The sequence below is a fragment of the Mesorhizobium sp. AD1-1 genome (genome assembly GCF_020164655.1).
GTDB lineage: Bacteria > Pseudomonadota > Alphaproteobacteria > Rhizobiales > Rhizobiaceae > Mesorhizobium > Mesorhizobium ciceri.
On record NZ_JAIUGP010000010.1, the window covers coordinates 53,137 to 69,500 of the forward strand.

The window sequence follows — 16,364 nt, forward strand, 5'->3', positions numbered from 1 at the left end:
CCTTATGGCGTGGATTGAGCCGGCTGGGTGAAACGTTCCTTGATGTCAGGCATGACGAGATCCAGCGCATCGGTGGAAATGCCGCCGGAATAACCGTTCGGCAGCTGCTTGATCAGTTCGGGATCGTCCAGCCCTTGCGAAAAGTCGCCGCCGGTGTACGGGCCGAGCAGATAGACGCGGCTGTCGACGCCTTGCATGCGATCGAGAAACCGGTTCGGCCAACCCCACATCCATTTCGCGATGTTGACGGGAATGAGCAAGGTACCTTTTCGGCAGGCATCTGGAACATAGCCGCTCCAGCCAAGCGCGGCATAGCGCAGAATGCATTGCGTCAGCGACGCGCGGCTCAGTGTATGCATGTCCGGCAGTGCTGCCTTGACTGCGGCAATCGGCTTGTCGCCGCCATAGACCGAGAGATAGAAGCGCTCGTTCGGCGATAGCATGGCAAGCCGTGCGGCCAGCTTTTCGCCTTCGCTCGGATCGTTGCTCTTGACGTTGATGTTGAAGCGGCGGGCCGGGAAGTGCGCCAGAACCTCATCCAGCGACGGCATCATGCCGAGACCCTTGCCGCGAAACGGAAAGGTCTTGCCGCCATCCGCCGTATAGCCATAGCCGACATCGAGGGTCTTCAACTCGGCCATGGAATGGTTACGTGTTTCTCCCTTGCCTTCCGTGCGGCAATCCAGCGTCCAGTCGTGGAAGACGGCGAAATTGCCGTCTGTCGTCGGGTGAACATCCAGTTCGAGCGCGTCAGCGTCCAGCGCGAAGGCGGCTTCCATCGAGGGGATCGTGTTTTCGAGGTAGGCATGGCGCGGCGGCAACATGCGACTGGCCGTGCACGTCTCACCCGTCATGCCTTCCCGTGCGTAGTCCTGGGCAAGGCCGCGATGGGCAAGCACTTCCGGCTTGCCGGCGGGGCGGCTCGACAACAGCGAGGTGTTGTTGAGCCAGATGCCCGCCGCGGCGACAACGATGATGCCGAAGAAGATCGTCCGTTTGCGCATCAAGTGATTTCCGATTCGTCCGTCCTGCGCGGCATCCTGCTTTGCGATCGGACTTTTTGACGGCGACCGGGCGGCGACATCGAGATCATCCTCGATATCGCCTGGTCGGCGGCAATGAAATCGAAGAACGTGTCGACTTACGCCTTGTAGACCACCTGGCGCACGTCGATGTAGCTGGCGCGGAATCCGGCCTCGCAATAGTGCAGGTAGAACTCCCAGAGCTTCTTGAAGCGGTCGTCGAAGCCGAGCGGGACGATCTTCTCCCATGACGCCCAGAACCGGTGGCGCCATTCGGCAAGCGTGCGCGCATAGTCATCCGGAAACACGCGCTCGCGCAGATGGGCAAGGCCATGATCCTTGCCCAGTGTCTTCAGGATCGACGGTGTCGGCAGCATGCCACCCGGGAAAACATAGCGCTGGATGAAATCCGGCCTTGCGCGATACGTGTCGTAGGCGGCTTCGTTGATGGTGATGATCTGCAGGCCGGCGGTGCCGCCGGGTCTCAGGCAAGCCTTCATCTTGCCGAAAAACACCGGCCAGTATTTCTCGCCGACCGCCTCGAACATCTCGATCGAGGCGATGCGGTCATAGGTGCCGGTTTCGTCGCGATAGTCCTGCAGCTTGATGTCGACCTTTTCGGCAAGGCCAGCCTTGGCGATGCGAGCCGTTGCAAAATCGTGCTGCTCGCGGCTGATCGTCAACCCGGTGACGCGGCAGCCGATCTCGCGCGCGGCGAATTCGGCGAAGCCGCCCCAGCCGCAGCCGATTTCCAGCACATGGTCCTTCGGGCCGATCCCTGTGTCTTTCGCCAGCGCGCGATATTTGGCGGCCTGGGCGCTTTCCAAGTCGTTGGCGCCGGTCGTGTAGAGCGCCGAGGAATAGGTCATGCTCGGATCGAGCCATTGCTTGTAAAAGGCGTTGCCGAGGTCGTAATGCGCCGAGATATTGCGCTTCGAACCGGTGCGGGTGTTCTGGTTGAACCAGTGGCGGATGCGCTGGACGGTGTTGATCAGCCAACTGGTGCCGCCCGCGATACGCTCGCCAATGACCGAATTGACCACGAATAGCTCCAGGAAGCTGGTCACATCAGGGCTTTCCCAATCGCCGTCCATGTAGGATTCGGCTACGCCGATCGTGCCGCCGGAAAAGGCGCGGCCGGGCAAGCGCCAATTCTTCAGCACCAGTTCGGCATCTGGGCCAGGTCCCTTGCCGCCGACGAGGACGGCGCGGCCGTCCGGCAGCCTCACCTTGAGTGAACCGCGCGGCAGGTTCATCGCCGCCGACAGCACCATGCGCGCTTTCGCCGGCAGACCTTTGACAATCTCGGCGAAATTGAACTCATCGAGCCTGACCGCGTCGCTCAATGCTGCGCCAAATAGTTCCTTTTGTGCCATCTCGTGCCCCCTGGATTTCCGCGGTGTCGGGGCAGATTGCCGAGCCACGGTTCTCTTGGATCATTCGCCAGCTTCGAACGCCGTTGCCGGTCCCGGGCGCTGACCGGCTCAGTGACGGGCGGGCTCGAATGAAACACGCGCTCTTTTACCAGAGCTTTAGCGCTTCCCAGTGAATCCCTGCGGCGATCTTCCACGTCATGCGGCGAAACTTCAAGAGGCAGGCCGCAAGCGGGGCTGTGCCACGCGGAATGCTTGCGCCAGCGAGAATCCGCTTTTTTGCACAGCAAAGGCCGAGCGCGCAAAAAACGCCTATGGTCGCAGAATTGCTCGTGCGATAGATCTAGCCATGCGTTATGTAATCGTCATTGCCGCCATCGCGTTTTTCCTGATCTGGGATGGCATGTACAATCAGGGCCGCTATCTCGACACAACAGTGAGAGAGCTTAGCCATGTTGTGCGATATGTTACCGGCAGAGCTTAACTCCAGTGGCGGCAGCCGCGACATCCTAGTCGATTGACGCCAACGTCCTGCCGTCACAAAAGACCCCAGCATTTTGATCGAGGAGGCGGGGTTGATCCGGCATATCGTTTTCTTCAGCGCGCGGCGAAAAGAGGATGTCGAGGCTGTGCGCACCGGCTTGCTGGCGCTCGGCAACATTCCTCATTCCAGCCTGTTCGAGGTCACGCTCAACACCAAGGTGGATCCGCTGTCGGACGAGGTCGACGTGGTCGTCTATGCGGAGTTCGCCGATGACGCCGCGCTGGCCGCCTACAAGGCGCACCCGCTCTATGCGCAGACCACCAGCAAGGTCAAACCGATGCGCGAACTGCGCTATTCCGCCGATGTCGTTGCCGGAAGCTGATCGAGGCTTTGTCCCAACTGGTGCCTTTTTCGACGTCCGGTGAACTGGCGGGGGCGAAATGGCCGGGATTGCGATCAAGTCTTGAACCGATTTGCGGAATGATGCACATCGCGGCTGCATGACCCGAACCATCACTGGCACTCATCCGCTCGATCACCTGGTGCTGCCAACGCAGAGCCTTGAGGTGGCGCGAGCCCGGCTCGCCGCGCTTGGCTTCGTCGTGGCCCCGACCGGCATCCATCCCTTCGGAACGGAAAACTGCTGTGTTTTCCTGGCCGACGGCACGTATCTCGAACCGCTGGCGGTCGGCGACGAGCAGGTGGCGGCAAAGGCTATCGCGGACGGCAATGTCTTCGTCACGCGTGATCGCGCCTATCGCGACAGCAACGGCGACGAGGGGTTTTCCGCCATTGTTCTAGGTACGGGCAATGCCGATGCCGACCATGCACGCTATGTCGATGCCGGCATCTCGGCGGGAGACATGCTGGGTTTTTCGCGCGCTTTCACCGACCCAGCCGGCAAGAGCGACATCGCATCGTTCAAGCTCGCTTTCGCGGCCGGAGCCGAAGCCACGGACGCCTTCCTGTTTGCCTGCGAGCGGGTCAACGCGCCTGATGTCGACCGCGCGGCTTTGCAGGCCCACGCCAACGGCGCGACCGGAATTGTCGAGATCTTGGCGGTCAGCGATGCGCCTGGAAAGCAGCATGAGTTGATTTCTGTCACGGTGGACAATCCGGCCGCCGAAAGGCAGGGCGGCATGTTTTCCCTGCCGAATGCAGATTGGAGCGTGCTTGACCGCGCGGCTTTCACCGCGCGCTTTGGCCTGCCGGCCGGCGCGCCGACAGATCTACGCTTCGCAGCGGTGGTCTTTTCGGTTCGGAACGCCGATGTGACATCGAGGCTGCTTGCGGCCAATTCCATCCAACACGATATAGCGGGCAATGATATTGTCGTGCAGCCTGCACCCGGACAGGGCGCGGCTTTCATCTTCCGGGAGACCAAATGAACAAGCCCGTCGCGCCCAATTCAGCGGTAATTGTCGGCAATGTCGTCTTCGACAACAAGGCGGCTCTGTCGCTGATCGCCGGACCGTGCCAGTTCGAGTCGCGTCAGCACGCTTTCGACATGGCCGGCGCGCTGAAGGAACTGACCGGCAGGCTCGGAATAGGCCTCGTCTACAAGACCAGCTACGACAAGGCCAACCGCACCTCGCTGTCGGCGACGCGCGGCGCCGGCATGGACGCGGCACTTCCCGTCTTCGACGAACTGCGCAAGGAATTTTCGCTCCCGGTGCTGACCGATGTCCACACCGAGGAGCAGTGCGCCATCGTGGCGCCGCATGTCGATGTCCTGCAGATTCCGGCTTTCCTGTCGCGCCAGACCGACATGCTGGTCGCCGCGGCGAAAACCGGCAAGGTCATCAACGTGAAGAAGGGACAGTTCCTTGCCCCCTGGGACATGAAGAACGTCGTCGCCAAGATCACCGGATCCGGCAATGCCAATGTGCTGACCACCGAGCGCGGTGCTTCTTTCGGCTACAACACGCTGGTCTCCGACATGCGCGCTTTGCCTGTCATGGCAGAGATCGGCGCGCCGGTGATCTTCGATGCGACCCATTCGGTGCAGCAGCCGGGCGGGCAGGGCGGTTCCTCGGGCGGTGAACGTCGTTTTGTCGAGACGCTGGCGCGCGCGGCCGTCGCTGTCGGCGTTGCCGGCGTCTTCATCGAGACCCATCAGGATCCTGACAACTCGACCTCTTCCGACGGCCCCAACATGCTGCCGTTGAAGGACATGCCCGCCCTACTCGAGCGGCTGATGGCATTCGACCGCATCGCCAAGGGTCTCTAGGCCGGACATATCCTCTGTCGACCGCCGATGCTTGTGGACGGCGCAAGCCGCCTGTACGCTCGACCGGCAAATGAGCGTTTTGGCAGGAGGAAGCCATGTCTGTCGCCCGCGTCACCGAAATCACATCGTCGTCGAAGAAGAGCTTTCAGGACGCCATCGAACAGGGAATTGCGCGCGCATCCAAAACGCTGAAGAACGTCGAGGGCGCCTGGATCCAGGACCAGAAGATCGTCGTCCAGGACGGCAAGATCGTTGCTTATCGCGTCAACATGAAGGTTACCTTCATCCTCGCGGAGTGATCGGTCGACGCCGAAAAAGTCGGGAACCTTCGCCCGCGCCCCTCATTGTCCAATTATGGTTCGAAACCACAATGAGGAGCACAATCATGGCAACCCAGACTGGCCACACCCAAGCCATTGCCGCTTCGCGGGTCATCGGCACATCGGTCTACAACACCGAAGGCACAAGCATCGGCAGCATAGAGGATGTGATGCTCGACAAGATGACGAACGGGATCATGTTCGCGGTCATCGGTTTTGGCGGCTTCCTTGGCATCGGCGAGAAATATCACGCCATTCCCTGGGCAAGCCTCGACTATGATGAGGACAAGGGCGGTTATGTCGTGCCGTTTTCCAAGGAACAACTCATGGCGGCACCGGCCTATTCGATCAACGAACTGACCGGTGCCGATGGCGAGGCGGCGCGCGACGAATCCTACAATTATTACAAGGTCACGCCTTACTGGCATTAACAACAACGACAAAGCGGCCCCGTCGAGAGAGACGGGGCCGCTTTGGATTCCGGCTTATTCGCTGACGTGTAAGGGGGCCATCGCCTTCGGCGGCGACTGCTGATTGTCGCATGACGTCAGGAATGCCGCCGCGATCAGAAACAGACTCACGATACCGCTCAACTGAGACATGGCGAAACTCCTCCTGTTTCGCCCCGCGCGCTGCACCTTAACCGGAAGTCAGCCGACCGTACATGACTTATGATGACAGCGATTTGCGCTTCGTGAATCGTTCGGACGCTGTTGCCGCGGCAATAATTGCCAGCGGGCCGATTGCCTTTTGCAGCACTTTGGCTAAGACGTGCGGCATTCTTCAGATCAATCGAGGACATCGCAAATGACCGCCATCGTCGACATTGTCGGGCGTGAAATCCTGGACAGCCGTGGAAATCCGACCGTCGAGGTCGATGTCATTCTCGAAGACGGCTCGATGGGCCGCGCGGCGGTGCCGTCGGGTGCTTCGACCGGTGCCCACGAGGCCGTCGAACTGCGCGACGGCGGCGCCCGCTATCTCGGCAAAGGCGTGCTCAAAGCCGTCGAGGCGGTGAACGGCGAGCTGTTCGAGGCCATCGGCGGCATGGAAGCCGAAAACCAGATTCATATCGACCAGACCATGATCGAGCTCGACGGCACGCCCAACAAGAGCCGGCTTGGCGCCAACGCCATTCTCGGCGTTTCGCTGGCGGTGGCCAAGGCGGCCGCTGATGCCGCCGGCCTGCCGCTCTACCGTTATGTCGGAGGCACCAAGGCGCATCTCCTGCCGGTACCGATGATGAACATCATCAATGGCGGCGCGCATGCCGACAACCCGATCGATTTCCAGGAATTCATGATCCTGCCGATCGGCGCGCCGACGCTGCGCGAAGGTGTCCGCTGGGGTTCGGAAATCTTCCATACGCTGCGCAAGAAACTGAAGGATGCCGGCCACAACACCAATGTCGGCGACGAGGGCGGCTTTGCCCCGAACCTGAAAAGCGCTCCGGTGGCGCTCGATTTCATCATGGAATCGATCGAGCAGGCCGGCTTCAAGCCGGGCGACGAGATCGCGCTCGGCCTCGATTGCGCCGCGACCGAGTTCTTCAAGGACGGCAACTACGTCTATGAAGGCGAGAAAAAGACGCGCGATCCCAAGGCCCAGGCCAAATACCTGGCCAAGCTTGCCGCCGACTATCCGATCATCTCGATCGAGGACGGTCTTGCCGAGGACGATTGGGAAGGCTGGAAGTACCTGACCGACCTGATCGGCAAGAAGACGCAGCTGGTTGGCGACGATTTGTTCGTCACCAACACGGCGCGGCTGCGCGACGGCATCCGCATGGGGGTTGCCAACTCGATCCTGGTTAAGGTCAACCAGATCGGCTCGCTTACGGAAACGCTCGACGCCGTCGAGACCGCGCACAAGGCCGGCTACACCGCCGTGATGTCGCACCGCTCGGGCGAAACCGAGGATTCGACCATTGCCGATCTCGCCGTCGCCACCAATTGCGGACAGATCAAGACCGGCTCGCTGTCGCGCTCGGACCGCATGGCCAAGTACAATCAGCTGATCCGCATCGAGGAAGAGCTCGGCAAGCAGGCAAGCTACGCCGGCAAGTCGGTGGTCAAGGGCTGATCCGGAAACACCGGCTCATCGATACCGGACAAAAGGGCGGGAGCATTCCCGCCCTTTTTCGTTTCGGCGCCGCCAAACAGGTCACCCGTAACCGTCCGTTAAGCACAATCGGGCGAGAAAGATCGTGAGCCGCCTGAGTTCGCGGGCTAGAGCCGGATGATCTCAGGTCTGTTCGACCTGAAATCTGAATCCGACTCTAAATCAAAGAGATAGAGCATGATGTCGTCCGAAAACCGCTTCACACTTTTCGGCATCATGCTCTAGAGGAATCGGGCGATGTGGACGCGTCAGCACAAGCAGAGAAACACCGGCCGGCTGATCATTCCCTCGCTTTGCGTGGCGTTCCTGGCCTATTTCGGCTTTCATGCCTATCACGGCGAATTCGGTATCTACTCGAAATATCAGCTGGAAGCCCAGACGGTTGCGCTGCAAGGCCAGCTCGATGCGATCAAGGCGCGCCGCATGGAGCTCGAGCGCCGCGTTCGGCTGATGCATGAAGGCACGCTCGAGAAGGACATGCTCGATGAGCAGGCGCGCAAGGCGCTCAATCTGTCCCAAGCTGACGAAATCACCATTATGTTGCCGACCTCGGCGAAATAACTGATTTCAAGTTAATCACCAATATTTTCAATGATTTTAATCGCTTAGGCGCATGCCAGCTATGCAAATTCGGCATGGCGCAACGCTTTGACGCGTGTTAGCCTCCCTAAAATCGGTGGGGAGGAGCTGATCTCCCCAGAGCAGATTTCATCCTGCTCTAATGTCCACGAAGAGACGCCAACAGGGAGTGATGCATGGCCACCGCCGCCAGAAAAGCGCCTGCCAAATCCAAATCCGACGGCAAATCGGGGCTTTCGACCCCCAAACCTGTCGAATTCACCAAGGACGAAGAGCTTGCCGCTTACCGGCACATGCTGCTCATCCGTCGTTTCGAGGAAAAGGCCGGCCAGCTCTACGGCATGGGTTTCATCGGCGGCTTCTGCCACCTCTATATCGGCCAGGAAGCGGTCGTCACCGGCATGAAGATGGCGCTGATCGACGGCGATCAGATGATCACCGCCTATCGCGACCACGGCCACATGCTGGCGATGGAGCTGTCGCCGCGCGGCGTCATGGCCGAGCTGACCGGGCGTCGCGGCGGCCTGTCACGGGGCAAGGGTGGCTCCATGCACATGTTCTCCAAGGAAAAGCACTTTTATGGCGGCCACGGCATCGTCGGCGCGCAGGTGTCGCTCGGCACGGGCTTGGCCTTCGCCAACCGCTACCGCGACAACAACAATGTCTCGCTGACCTATTTCGGCGACGGTGCGGCCAACCAGGGCCAGGTCTATGAAAGCTTCAACATGGCCTCGCTGTGGAAGCTGCCGGTGATCTACATCATCGAGAACAACCGGTATGCCATGGGCACCTCGGTGTCGCGCTCTTCGGCGGAAACCAATTTTTCGCACCGTGGCGCTTCGTTCAAGATTCCCGGCATCCAGGTCGACGGCATGGACGTGCGCGCTGTCAAGGCCGCCGGCGACCAGGCGACCGAATGGTGCCGCGCCGGCAACGGGCCGATCATTCTCGAAATGCAGACCTATCGCTATCGCGGTCACTCGATGTCCGATCCGGCGAAATACCGCTCAAAGGAAGAAGTGCAGAAGATGCGCTCCGACCATGACCCGATCGAACAGGTCAAGGCGCGGCTGATCGAGAAGAAGTGGGCAACCGAGGACGAGCTTAAGGCCATCGACAAGGAGGTCCGCGACATCGTCGCTGACGCCGCCGAATTTGCCCAGAACGATGCAGAGCCGGATCCGTCCGAGCTCTGGACCGATATCGTATTGTAACGGGAGGGCAAGGACATGCCGATCGAAATTCTCATGCCCTCTCTCTCGCCGACCATGGAAGAGGGCAATCTTTCCAAGTGGTTGAAGAATGAGGGCGACAAGGTCGTCGCCGGCGACGTCATCGCCGAGATCGAAACCGACAAGGCGACGATGGAAGTCGAGGCCGTCGACGAAGGCACGCTTGGCAAGATCCTGATCGCCGCCGGCACCGAAGGCGTCAAGGTCAACACACCGATTGCCGTTTTGCTGCAGGACGGCGAAAGTGCCGGCGATATCGGCAAGTCCTCGGCTCCCGCCAAGGCGGAATCACCGGCAAAGGCAGAGGCTCCAGCCGCGGCGGAGGACAAGGCGGAGGCCGCAAAACCGGCTGCCGCGCCGGTGGCTGCTGCACCGAAGACGGAAATCGCCGCCGATCCGGACATTCCGGCCGGCACAGAGATGGTCTCGACCACGGTACGCGAAGCGCTGCGCGATGCGATGGCCGAGGAAATGCGCCGCGACGGCGATGTCTTCGTCATGGGCGAGGAGGTCGCCGAATACCAGGGCGCCTACAAGATCACGCAAGGGCTGCTGCAGGAATTCGGGCCGCGGCGCGTCGTCGACACGCCGATCACCGAGCATGGCTTTGCCGGCGTCGGCGTCGGCGCGGCGATGGCCGGCCTGAAGCCGATCGTCGAGTTCATGACCTTCAACTTCGCCATGCAGGCGATCGACCAGATCATCAACTCCGCCGCCAAGACGCTCTACATGTCGGGCGGCCAGATGGGTGCGCCGATCGTTTTCCGTGGACCGAACGGCGCTGCCGCACGCGTCGCCGCGCAGCACTCGCAGTGCTACGCCGCCTGGTATAGCCACATTCCGGGCCTGAAAGTGGTGATGCCCTACACCGCCGCCGACGCCAAGGGCTTGTTGAAGGCGGCGATCCGCGATCCCAATCCGATCATCTTCCTCGAGAATGAGATCCTCTATGGCCAGTCCTTCGACGTGCCGAAGCTGGATGATTTCGTGCTGCCGATCGGCAAGGCGCGCATCCACAAGACCGGCAAGGACGTCACCATCGTCTCTTTCGGCATCGGCATGACCTATGCGGTCAAGGCGGAAGCCGAGCTGCGCGGCTTGGGCATCGATGCCGAGATCATCGACTTGCGCACGATCCGGCCGCTCGATCTCGACACCATCATCGCCTCGGTCAAGAAGACCAACCGGCTGATCGTTGTCGAAGAGGGATATCCGCAGAACTCGGTCGGCGACCATATCGCCAACCAGGTGTCGCAGCGCGCCTTCGATTTCCTCGACGCGCCGGTCATCACCATCGCCGGCAAGGATGTGCCGATGCCCTATGCCGCCAACCTCGAGAAACTGGCTTTGCCGAACGTCGGCGAAGTCATCGAGGCGGTCAAAGCCGTCACATATCGCTGAACCGGGCGGGAGGACAAAATGCCAATCAACATCACCATGCCGGCCCTGTCGCCCACGATGGAAGAGGGCAATCTGTCCAAGTGGCTCGTCAAGGAAGGCGACAAGGTTTCGCCGGGCGATGTCATTGCCGAGATCGAGACCGACAAGGCGACGATGGAAGTCGAGGCTGTCGATGAGGGCACGGTCGCAAAGCTCGTCGTTCCCGCCGGCACCGAAGGCGTCAAGGTCAACGCTCTGATCGCCGTGCTCGCTGCCGAAGGTGAGGATGCAGGCGCTGCCGCGAAAAGCGGGGGCGATGCTGCTCCAGCGAAAGCCGAGGCCAAGCAGGACAAGGCGCCAATCTCCCCACCCGTGGGGGAGATGTCGACGAAGTCGACAGAGGGGGGCGCTGTCCCGCCGTCCTCTCAGCGCGAGACGCCCCCCTCTGGCCTGCCGGCCATCTCTCCCACAAGGGGGGAGATCAGCCAGTCGCCGGAAGGACGCACCTTCGCGTCGCCGCTCGCACGTCGCATAGCCAAGGAAGCCGGTGTCGATGTGTCTGCCGTGACCGGCACCGGTCCGCATGGCCGGGTGGTGAAGGCGGATGTCGACGCGGCGATTGCCGGTGGCGGCGCCCAGGCGGCGCCTGCCGCCAAGGCTCCGGCTGGCGTGCCCGCTGCTGCTCCTGCCGCGCCGGTAAAGGCGATGTCGGACGATCAGGTGCTGAAACTGTTCGAACAGGGCTCCTACGACCTCGTCCCGCATGACAATATGCGCAAGACCATTGCGCGCCGCCTGGTCGAGGCCAAGACCACCATTCCGCATTTCTACCTGACGCTCGACTGCGAGCTCGATGCGCTGCTGGCGCTGCGCACGCAGATCAATGCGGCAGCCCCGGTGAAGAAGACCGACAAGGGTGATGCTCCGGCCTACAAGCTGTCGGTCAACGATATGGTCATCAAGGCGATGGCGATGGCGCTGAAGGCAGTGCCGGATGCCAATGCCTCGTGGACTGAAAGCGCCATGGTCAAGCACAAGCACGCCGATGTCGGCGTCGCGGTGTCGATCCCCGGCGGGCTGATCACACCGATCATCCGCAAAGCCGACGAAAAGACGCTGTCCACCATCTCCAACGAGATGAAGGACCTCGCCAGTCGCGCCCGCAGCCGCAAGCTGAAGCCGGAAGAGTATCAGGGTGGCACCACGGCGGTGTCCAATCTCGGCATGTTCGGCATCAAGGATTTTGCTGCGGTCATCAACCCGCCGCACGCGACGATCCTGGCGGTCGGCGCCGGCGAGGAGCGGGCGGTGGTCAAGAATGGCGAAATCAGAATAGCCACCGTGATGTCGGTGACGCTGTCGACCGACCACCGCGCCGTGGACGGTGCGCTGGGTGCCGAACTGCTGGTCGCCTTCAAGCGCCTGATCGAGAACCCGATGGGCATGCTGGTTTAGGGAAGCGAGAGGGCGGTGCGGATAGTCTTCACCAGCCTCTTCGCTTTCATCATTTCCGGATTCGCCACCGGACTGGCTGCTCGGAAACGGGCGGTCACAACCCATGGATGGCGGGTGAAGCATGGGTTGATCGACGCGCAGGTGGGTGCATGAAGACGGTTCTTTGTTACGGCGACTCGCTGACCTGGGGCTACAATGCCGAAGGTGGCCGCCATGCGCTGGAAGACCGCTGGCCAAGCGTGCTGCAGGCCGGCCTTGGCAGTGGCGTGGAAGTTATCGCCGAAGGCCTCAATGGCCGTACCACCGCCTTCGACGACCACCTGGCCGGTGCTGATCGCAACGGCGCCAGGCTGCTGCCAACGGTGCTGACGACGCATGCGCCGATCGACCTGATTGTCATCATGCTCGGCGCCAACGACATGAAGCCGTGGATCCACGGCAATCCCGTCGCGGCCAAGCAGGGTATCCAGCGGCTGATCGACATCGTGCGCGGTCACGACTATCCGTTCGACTGGCCGGCGCCGCAGATCCTCATCGTTTCGCCGCCTGTCGTCAGTCGCACCGAAAATGCCGAATTCAAGGAAATGTTTGCCGGCGGCGACGACGCCTCGAAGTTTTTGGCACCGCAATATGCCGCGCTCGCCGATGAGGCCGGCTGCGGCTTCTTCGACGCCGGCAGCGTGGCGCAAACCACACCTCTCGACGGTGTTCATCTTGACGCCGAAAATACGCGAAACATCGGCGAGGCGCTGACACCAGTCGTGCGCGTCATGCTGGAATTGTGAAGGAGAAAACCCGTGGCTGAGAACTATGACGTCATCATCATCGGCTCCGGTCCCGGCGGCTATGTCACCGCGGTGCGTTCCGCGCAGCTCGGCTTCAAGACGGCGATCGTCGAGCGCGAGCATCTCGGCGGCATTTGCCTTAACTGGGGCTGCATCCCGACCAAGGCGCTGCTGCGCTCGGCCGAGATCATGCACTATTCGGATCACCTGAAGGATTACGGGCTGAAGCTCGACGGCAAGGTCAGCGTGGACACATCGGCCGTCGTTGACCGCTCGCGCAAGGTGTCGCTGCGGCTCAATGGCGGCGTTGCCTTCCTGATGAAGAAGAACAAGGTCGACGTCATCTGGGGCGAGGCCAAGCTTTCGAAGGCGGGCGAGATCGTCGTGTCCAAGACGGCCAAGAAGCCGATGGAGCCACAGCCGCCGGTGCCGAAAGGCGTCAAGGGCGAGGGCACCTATACCGCCAAGCACATCATCCTGGCGACCGGCGCCCGGCCACGCGCGCTGCCCGGCATCGAGCCGGACGGAAAGCTGATCTGGACCTATTTCGAGGCCATGGTGCCGAAGGAGATGCCGAAGTCGTTGCTCGTCATGGGGTCGGGCGCCATCGGCATCGAATTCGCCTCCTTCTACCGCACAATGGGCGCCGAGGTGACGGTGGTCGAATTGCTGCCGGCGGTGATGCCGGTCGAGGACGCCGAAGTCTCGAAGTTCGCGCAGAAGCAGTTCGAGAAGCAAGGCATGAAGATCATCCTCGAAGCCAAGGTGACCAAGGTCGAGAAGGGCACGAACTCGGTCACCGCGCATGTCGAGATGAAGGATGGCAAGGTCGAGAAGATCACCGCCGACCGGATGATCTCGGCCGTCGGCGTGCAGGGCAATATCGAAGGCCTCGGACTCGAGGCGCTTGGCGTGAAGACCGAACGCGGCTGCGTCGTCATCGATGGTTACGGCAAAACCAATGTGCCGGGCATCTACGCCATCGGCGATGTCGCCGGCCCGCCGATGCTCGCCCACAAGGCCGAACATGAGGGTGTCGTGTGCATCGAGAAGATCGCTGATTTTCCTGGCGTACATGCCACCGACAAGCTGAAGATTCCGGGCTGCACCTACTGCAATCCGCAGGTCGCCTCGGTTGGCCTGACCGAAGCCAAGGCCAAGGCCGAGGGCTGGGATATCCGGGTCGGGCGCTTCCAGTTCGCCGCCAATGGCAAGGCGATCGCGCTCGGTGAGGATCAGGGCTTCATCAAGACCATCTTCGACAAGAAGACCGGTCAATTGCTCGGCGCCCACATGGTCGGCGCCGAAGTGACCGAACTGATCCAGGGCTTCGTCGTGGCGATGAACCTGGAGACGACCGAGGAAGAGCTGATGCACACCATCTTCCCGCACCCGACGCTGTCGGAGATGATGAAGGAAAGCGTGCTCGACGCCTATGGCCGCGCGCTCAACGCGTGATAGATTGAAAGCGCTGCTACAGATGGAACCCGGCGGCAAGGTACATCGTTTGCGGATGCACTTTCATCCATCACACAAGGAGAAGGCATATGCACCTGAATGGCGTCGGCTGGATAGCAGCCATCATCATCGGCGGCCTGGCAGGCTGGTTCGCCGAAATGTTCATGAAGAGCAACACCGGCATCTTCATGAACATCGTTATGGGCATCGTCGGCGCGATCGTACTGAACGCCATTCTGCAGGCTCTCAATTTTGGCCCGTTCGGCGTCGGCTGGATTGCCTATCTGATCACCGGCTTTATCGGTGCCTGCCTGCTGATCTGGGCGGGACGCCTGGTGCGCCGCTGACATCCCTGAAGAGCTGCCATGCGAAAAAGGCTGTTGCGGCATGCGCCGCAGCGGCCTTTTTCTTTGCGCCGAAAAGTCCTAGATGACGTTATGACAACGAACGCCTGACTGGCGCTCGCCAATGAACCAGGTTTCCCGATGGTCACTGTCCTCGATACGATCGCCAACGCACCGCGCCTGCGGCATCCGGAAAAGGCGCACAAGCCTGATCAGGATGTCCTGCGCAAGCCCGACTGGATCCGCGTCAAGGCGCCGATGTCGAAGGGCTATGCCGAAACGCGCGAAATCGTGAAGTCGCACAAGCTGGTGACGGTCTGCGAAGAGGCCGGATGCCCCAACATCGGCGAGTGCTGGGAAAAGAAGCACGCCACCTTCATGATCATGGGCGAGATCTGCACCCGCGCCTGCGCCTTCTGCAACGTCGCCACGGGCATTCCAACTGCTCTTGACCCGGATGAACCGGCCCGCGTCGCGCATGCGGTCAAGCAGATGGGCCTTACCCATGTCGTCATCACCTCGGTCGACCGCGACGACCTCGCCGATGGCGGTGCGCAGCATTTCGCCGAGGTCATCCGCGCCATCCGGGCGGCGACGCCGCTGACGACGATCGAAATCCTGACGCCCGACTTCCTGCGCAAGGACGGCGCGCTGGAGATCGTCGTGGCGGCCAAACCCGACGTCTTCAACCACAATCTCGAAACCGTTCCGTCGAACTATCTGACGGTTCGTCCGGGCGCTCGCTATTTCCATTCGATCCGGCTGTTGCAGCGGGTCAAGGAGCTTGATCCGTCGATCTTCACCAAGTCCGGCATCATGGTGGGGCTGGGCGAAGAACGGAATGAAATCCTGCAGTTGATGGACGATCTGCGTTCGGCCAATGTCGACTTCATGACCATAGGCCAGTATCTGCAGCCGTCGAAGAAGCACCACCCGGTGATCCGCTTTGTTACGCCGGAGGAGTTCAAATCCTTTGAGACGATCGGTCGGACCAAGGGTTTCCTGCTGGTGGCGTCCAGCCCGCTGACGCGTTCATCGCATCACGCCGGCGACGATTTCGCCAAGCTGCGTGCGGCACGGGAAGCGATTCTCAAGAAATCAGCTTAATCAGCCGGTTTCATGCCAAAATTCGAAGCCACCCGACGCGTATCCCATACACCCGAGCAGATGTTCGCTTTGGTCGCCGATGTTGAATCCTATCCGCAATTCCTGCCGCTTTGCGAAGCGCTGACGGTTCGCTCGCGCAAGGAGCGTGACGGGCGTACCGTTCTCCTTGCCGACATGAGCATCGGCTACAAGGCGATCCGCGAAACCTTCACGACGCAGGTACTGCTGAAGCCCGACGAGAACACCATCGACGTGAAGTACATCGACGGGCCGTTCAAATATTTAAGCAATGTCTGGCGTTTCGAACCCGACGGCGCCGGTTGCGCCGTCCGCTTCTTCATCGACTACGAGTTCAAGAGCCGTATTCTGGGCGCGGTCATGGGAACCATGTTCGATCGTGCCTTCCGCATGTTCGCCGAAGCCTTTGAGAAGCGCGCCGACGTCATCTACGGTACAAAACCGTCTTGAGGCTTG

Annotated in this window: 17 protein-coding genes; 15 read left to right on the plus strand and 2 right to left on the minus strand. The window is 61.1% G+C overall.

Translation table 11 applies throughout. The annotated features are described in order from the left end of the window. Window positions 1–2: 2 nt before the first annotated feature. Both LB519_RS19225 and LB519_RS19230 read right to left on the minus strand, forming a co-directional pair. Window positions 3–1,004 (minus strand): glycerophosphodiester phosphodiesterase family protein, encoded by a 1,002-nt coding sequence (locus LB519_RS19225; RefSeq protein WP_224620885.1) that lies wholly within the window; start codon window positions 1,002–1,004, stop codon window positions 3–5. A gap of 137 nt (window positions 1,005–1,141) precedes the next feature. After that, entirely contained in the window at window positions 1,142–2,398 is a 1,257-nt protein-coding gene (locus LB519_RS19230; protein WP_063168054.1) for an SAM-dependent methyltransferase, read from the minus strand. A 572-nt stretch (window positions 2,399–2,970) separates the two neighbouring features. Here LB519_RS19230 and LB519_RS19235 point away from each other — a divergent pair. The 15 genes from LB519_RS19235 to LB519_RS19305 all read left to right on the plus strand — a co-directional run bounded on the left by LB519_RS19235 (window position 2,971) and on the right by LB519_RS19305 (window position 16,358). After that, window positions 2,971–3,261, plus strand: a complete 291-nt coding sequence (locus tag LB519_RS19235; protein ID WP_013531473.1) for a Dabb family protein — start codon at window positions 2,971–2,973, stop codon at window positions 3,259–3,261. Window positions 3,262–3,379: 118 nt separating this feature from the next. Continuing rightward, window positions 3,380–4,267, plus strand: a complete 888-nt coding sequence (locus LB519_RS19240; RefSeq protein ID WP_224620886.1) for a VOC family protein — start codon at window positions 3,380–3,382, stop codon at window positions 4,265–4,267. After that, window positions 4,264–5,109, plus strand: a complete 846-nt coding sequence (kdsA, locus tag LB519_RS19245) for a 3-deoxy-8-phosphooctulonate synthase (protein ID WP_013531475.1) — start codon at window positions 4,264–4,266, stop codon at window positions 5,107–5,109. Before LB519_RS19240 ends, kdsA begins: the two co-directional genes overlap by 4 nt. A 95-nt stretch (window positions 5,110–5,204) precedes the next feature. Continuing rightward, window positions 5,205–5,408, plus strand: coding sequence for a dodecin family protein (locus tag LB519_RS19250; RefSeq protein ID WP_013531476.1), 204 nt, complete (start codon window positions 5,205–5,207; stop codon window positions 5,406–5,408). Between the two features lie 86 nt (window positions 5,409–5,494). Further along, complete coding sequence (locus tag LB519_RS19255; protein WP_024505095.1) at window positions 5,495–5,860, plus strand: PRC-barrel domain-containing protein; 366 nt, start codon at window positions 5,495–5,497, stop codon at window positions 5,858–5,860. A 376-nt stretch (window positions 5,861–6,236) separates the two neighbouring features. Further along, a complete protein-coding gene (gene eno / locus LB519_RS19260; protein ID WP_013531479.1) occupies window positions 6,237–7,511 on the plus strand; it encodes a phosphopyruvate hydratase in 1,275 nt (424 codons plus the stop codon). A gap of 276 nt (window positions 7,512–7,787) precedes the next feature. Then, complete coding sequence (locus LB519_RS19265; RefSeq protein WP_027038975.1) at window positions 7,788–8,111, plus strand: FtsB family cell division protein; 324 nt, start codon at window positions 7,788–7,790, stop codon at window positions 8,109–8,111. A gap of 194 nt (window positions 8,112–8,305) precedes the next feature. After that, the gene (gene pdhA, locus LB519_RS19270) at window positions 8,306–9,343 is read left to right on the plus strand and encodes a pyruvate dehydrogenase (acetyl-transferring) E1 component subunit alpha (RefSeq protein WP_063168051.1); all 1,038 of its coding nucleotides are present in this window, start codon (window positions 8,306–8,308) and stop codon (window positions 9,341–9,343) included. 15 nt (window positions 9,344–9,358) lie between these two features. Then, window positions 9,359–10,762 carry a pyruvate dehydrogenase complex E1 component subunit beta gene (locus LB519_RS19275; RefSeq protein WP_063168050.1) on the plus strand — a complete coding sequence of 468 codons (1,404 nt, stop codon included), beginning with the start codon at window positions 9,359–9,361 and terminating at the stop codon, window positions 10,760–10,762. Window positions 10,763–10,780: 18 nt separating this feature from the next. After that, a complete protein-coding gene (locus LB519_RS19280; protein WP_224620887.1) occupies window positions 10,781–12,196 on the plus strand; it encodes a pyruvate dehydrogenase complex dihydrolipoamide acetyltransferase in 1,416 nt (471 codons plus the stop codon). 149 nt (window positions 12,197–12,345) lie between these two features. Next, entirely contained in the window at window positions 12,346–12,981 is a 636-nt protein-coding gene (locus LB519_RS19285) for an SGNH/GDSL hydrolase family protein (RefSeq protein ID WP_013531484.1), read from the plus strand. A 12-nt stretch (window positions 12,982–12,993) separates the two neighbouring features. Then, window positions 12,994–14,439: a dihydrolipoyl dehydrogenase gene (gene lpdA / locus LB519_RS19290; protein ID WP_013531485.1), complete on the plus strand. Its 1,446-nt coding sequence runs from the start codon at window positions 12,994–12,996 to the stop codon at window positions 14,437–14,439. An 89-nt stretch (window positions 14,440–14,528) separates the two neighbouring features. Beyond that, window positions 14,529–14,786 (plus strand): GlsB/YeaQ/YmgE family stress response membrane protein, encoded by a 258-nt coding sequence (locus LB519_RS19295; protein ID WP_013531486.1) that lies wholly within the window; start codon window positions 14,529–14,531, stop codon window positions 14,784–14,786. 138 nt (window positions 14,787–14,924) lie between these two features. After that, window positions 14,925–15,890, plus strand: a complete 966-nt coding sequence (lipA, locus tag LB519_RS19300; protein WP_024505190.1) for a lipoyl synthase — start codon at window positions 14,925–14,927, stop codon at window positions 15,888–15,890. A 12-nt stretch (window positions 15,891–15,902) separates the two neighbouring features. After that, window positions 15,903–16,358 carry a type II toxin-antitoxin system RatA family toxin gene (locus LB519_RS19305; protein WP_013531488.1) on the plus strand — a complete coding sequence of 152 codons (456 nt, stop codon included), beginning with the start codon at window positions 15,903–15,905 and terminating at the stop codon, window positions 16,356–16,358. Window positions 16,359–16,364: the final 6 nt, after the last annotated feature.

Excerpts from the sequence above, each read along its gene's own strand:
- LB519_RS19275 (WP_063168050.1), top strand. The coding sequence starts at position 9,359 with ATGCCGATCGAAATTCTCATGCCCTCTCTCTCGCCGACCATGGAAGAG.
- LB519_RS19285 (WP_013531484.1), top strand. The coding sequence starts at position 12,346 with ATGAAGACGGTTCTTTGTTACGGCGACTCGCTGACCTGGGGCTACAAT.
- LB519_RS19250 (WP_013531476.1), top strand. The coding sequence starts at position 5,205 with ATGTCTGTCGCCCGCGTCACCGAAATCACATCGTCGTCGAAGAAGAGC.
- LB519_RS19255 (WP_024505095.1), top strand. The coding sequence starts at position 5,495 with ATGGCAACCCAGACTGGCCACACCCAAGCCATTGCCGCTTCGCGGGTC.
- LB519_RS19240 (WP_224620886.1), top strand. The coding sequence starts at position 3,380 with ATGACCCGAACCATCACTGGCACTCATCCGCTCGATCACCTGGTGCTG.
- LB519_RS19295 (WP_013531486.1), top strand. The coding sequence starts at position 14,529 with ATGCACCTGAATGGCGTCGGCTGGATAGCAGCCATCATCATCGGCGGC.
- LB519_RS19230 (WP_063168054.1), bottom strand. The coding sequence starts at position 2,398 with ATGGCACAAAAGGAACTATTTGGCGCAGCATTGAGCGACGCGGTCAGG.
- LB519_RS19225 (WP_224620885.1), bottom strand. The coding sequence starts at position 1,004 with ATGCGCAAACGGACGATCTTCTTCGGCATCATCGTTGTCGCCGCGGCG.
- LB519_RS19280 (WP_224620887.1), top strand. The coding sequence starts at position 10,781 with ATGCCAATCAACATCACCATGCCGGCCCTGTCGCCCACGATGGAAGAG.
- eno (WP_013531479.1), top strand. The coding sequence starts at position 6,237 with ATGACCGCCATCGTCGACATTGTCGGGCGTGAAATCCTGGACAGCCGT.
- LB519_RS19265 (WP_027038975.1), top strand. The coding sequence starts at position 7,788 with ATGTGGACGCGTCAGCACAAGCAGAGAAACACCGGCCGGCTGATCATT.
- kdsA (WP_013531475.1), top strand. The coding sequence starts at position 4,264 with ATGAACAAGCCCGTCGCGCCCAATTCAGCGGTAATTGTCGGCAATGTC.
- pdhA (WP_063168051.1), top strand. The coding sequence starts at position 8,306 with ATGGCCACCGCCGCCAGAAAAGCGCCTGCCAAATCCAAATCCGACGGC.
- LB519_RS19305 (WP_013531488.1), top strand. The coding sequence starts at position 15,903 with ATGCCAAAATTCGAAGCCACCCGACGCGTATCCCATACACCCGAGCAG.
- lipA (WP_024505190.1), top strand. The coding sequence starts at position 14,925 with ATGGTCACTGTCCTCGATACGATCGCCAACGCACCGCGCCTGCGGCAT.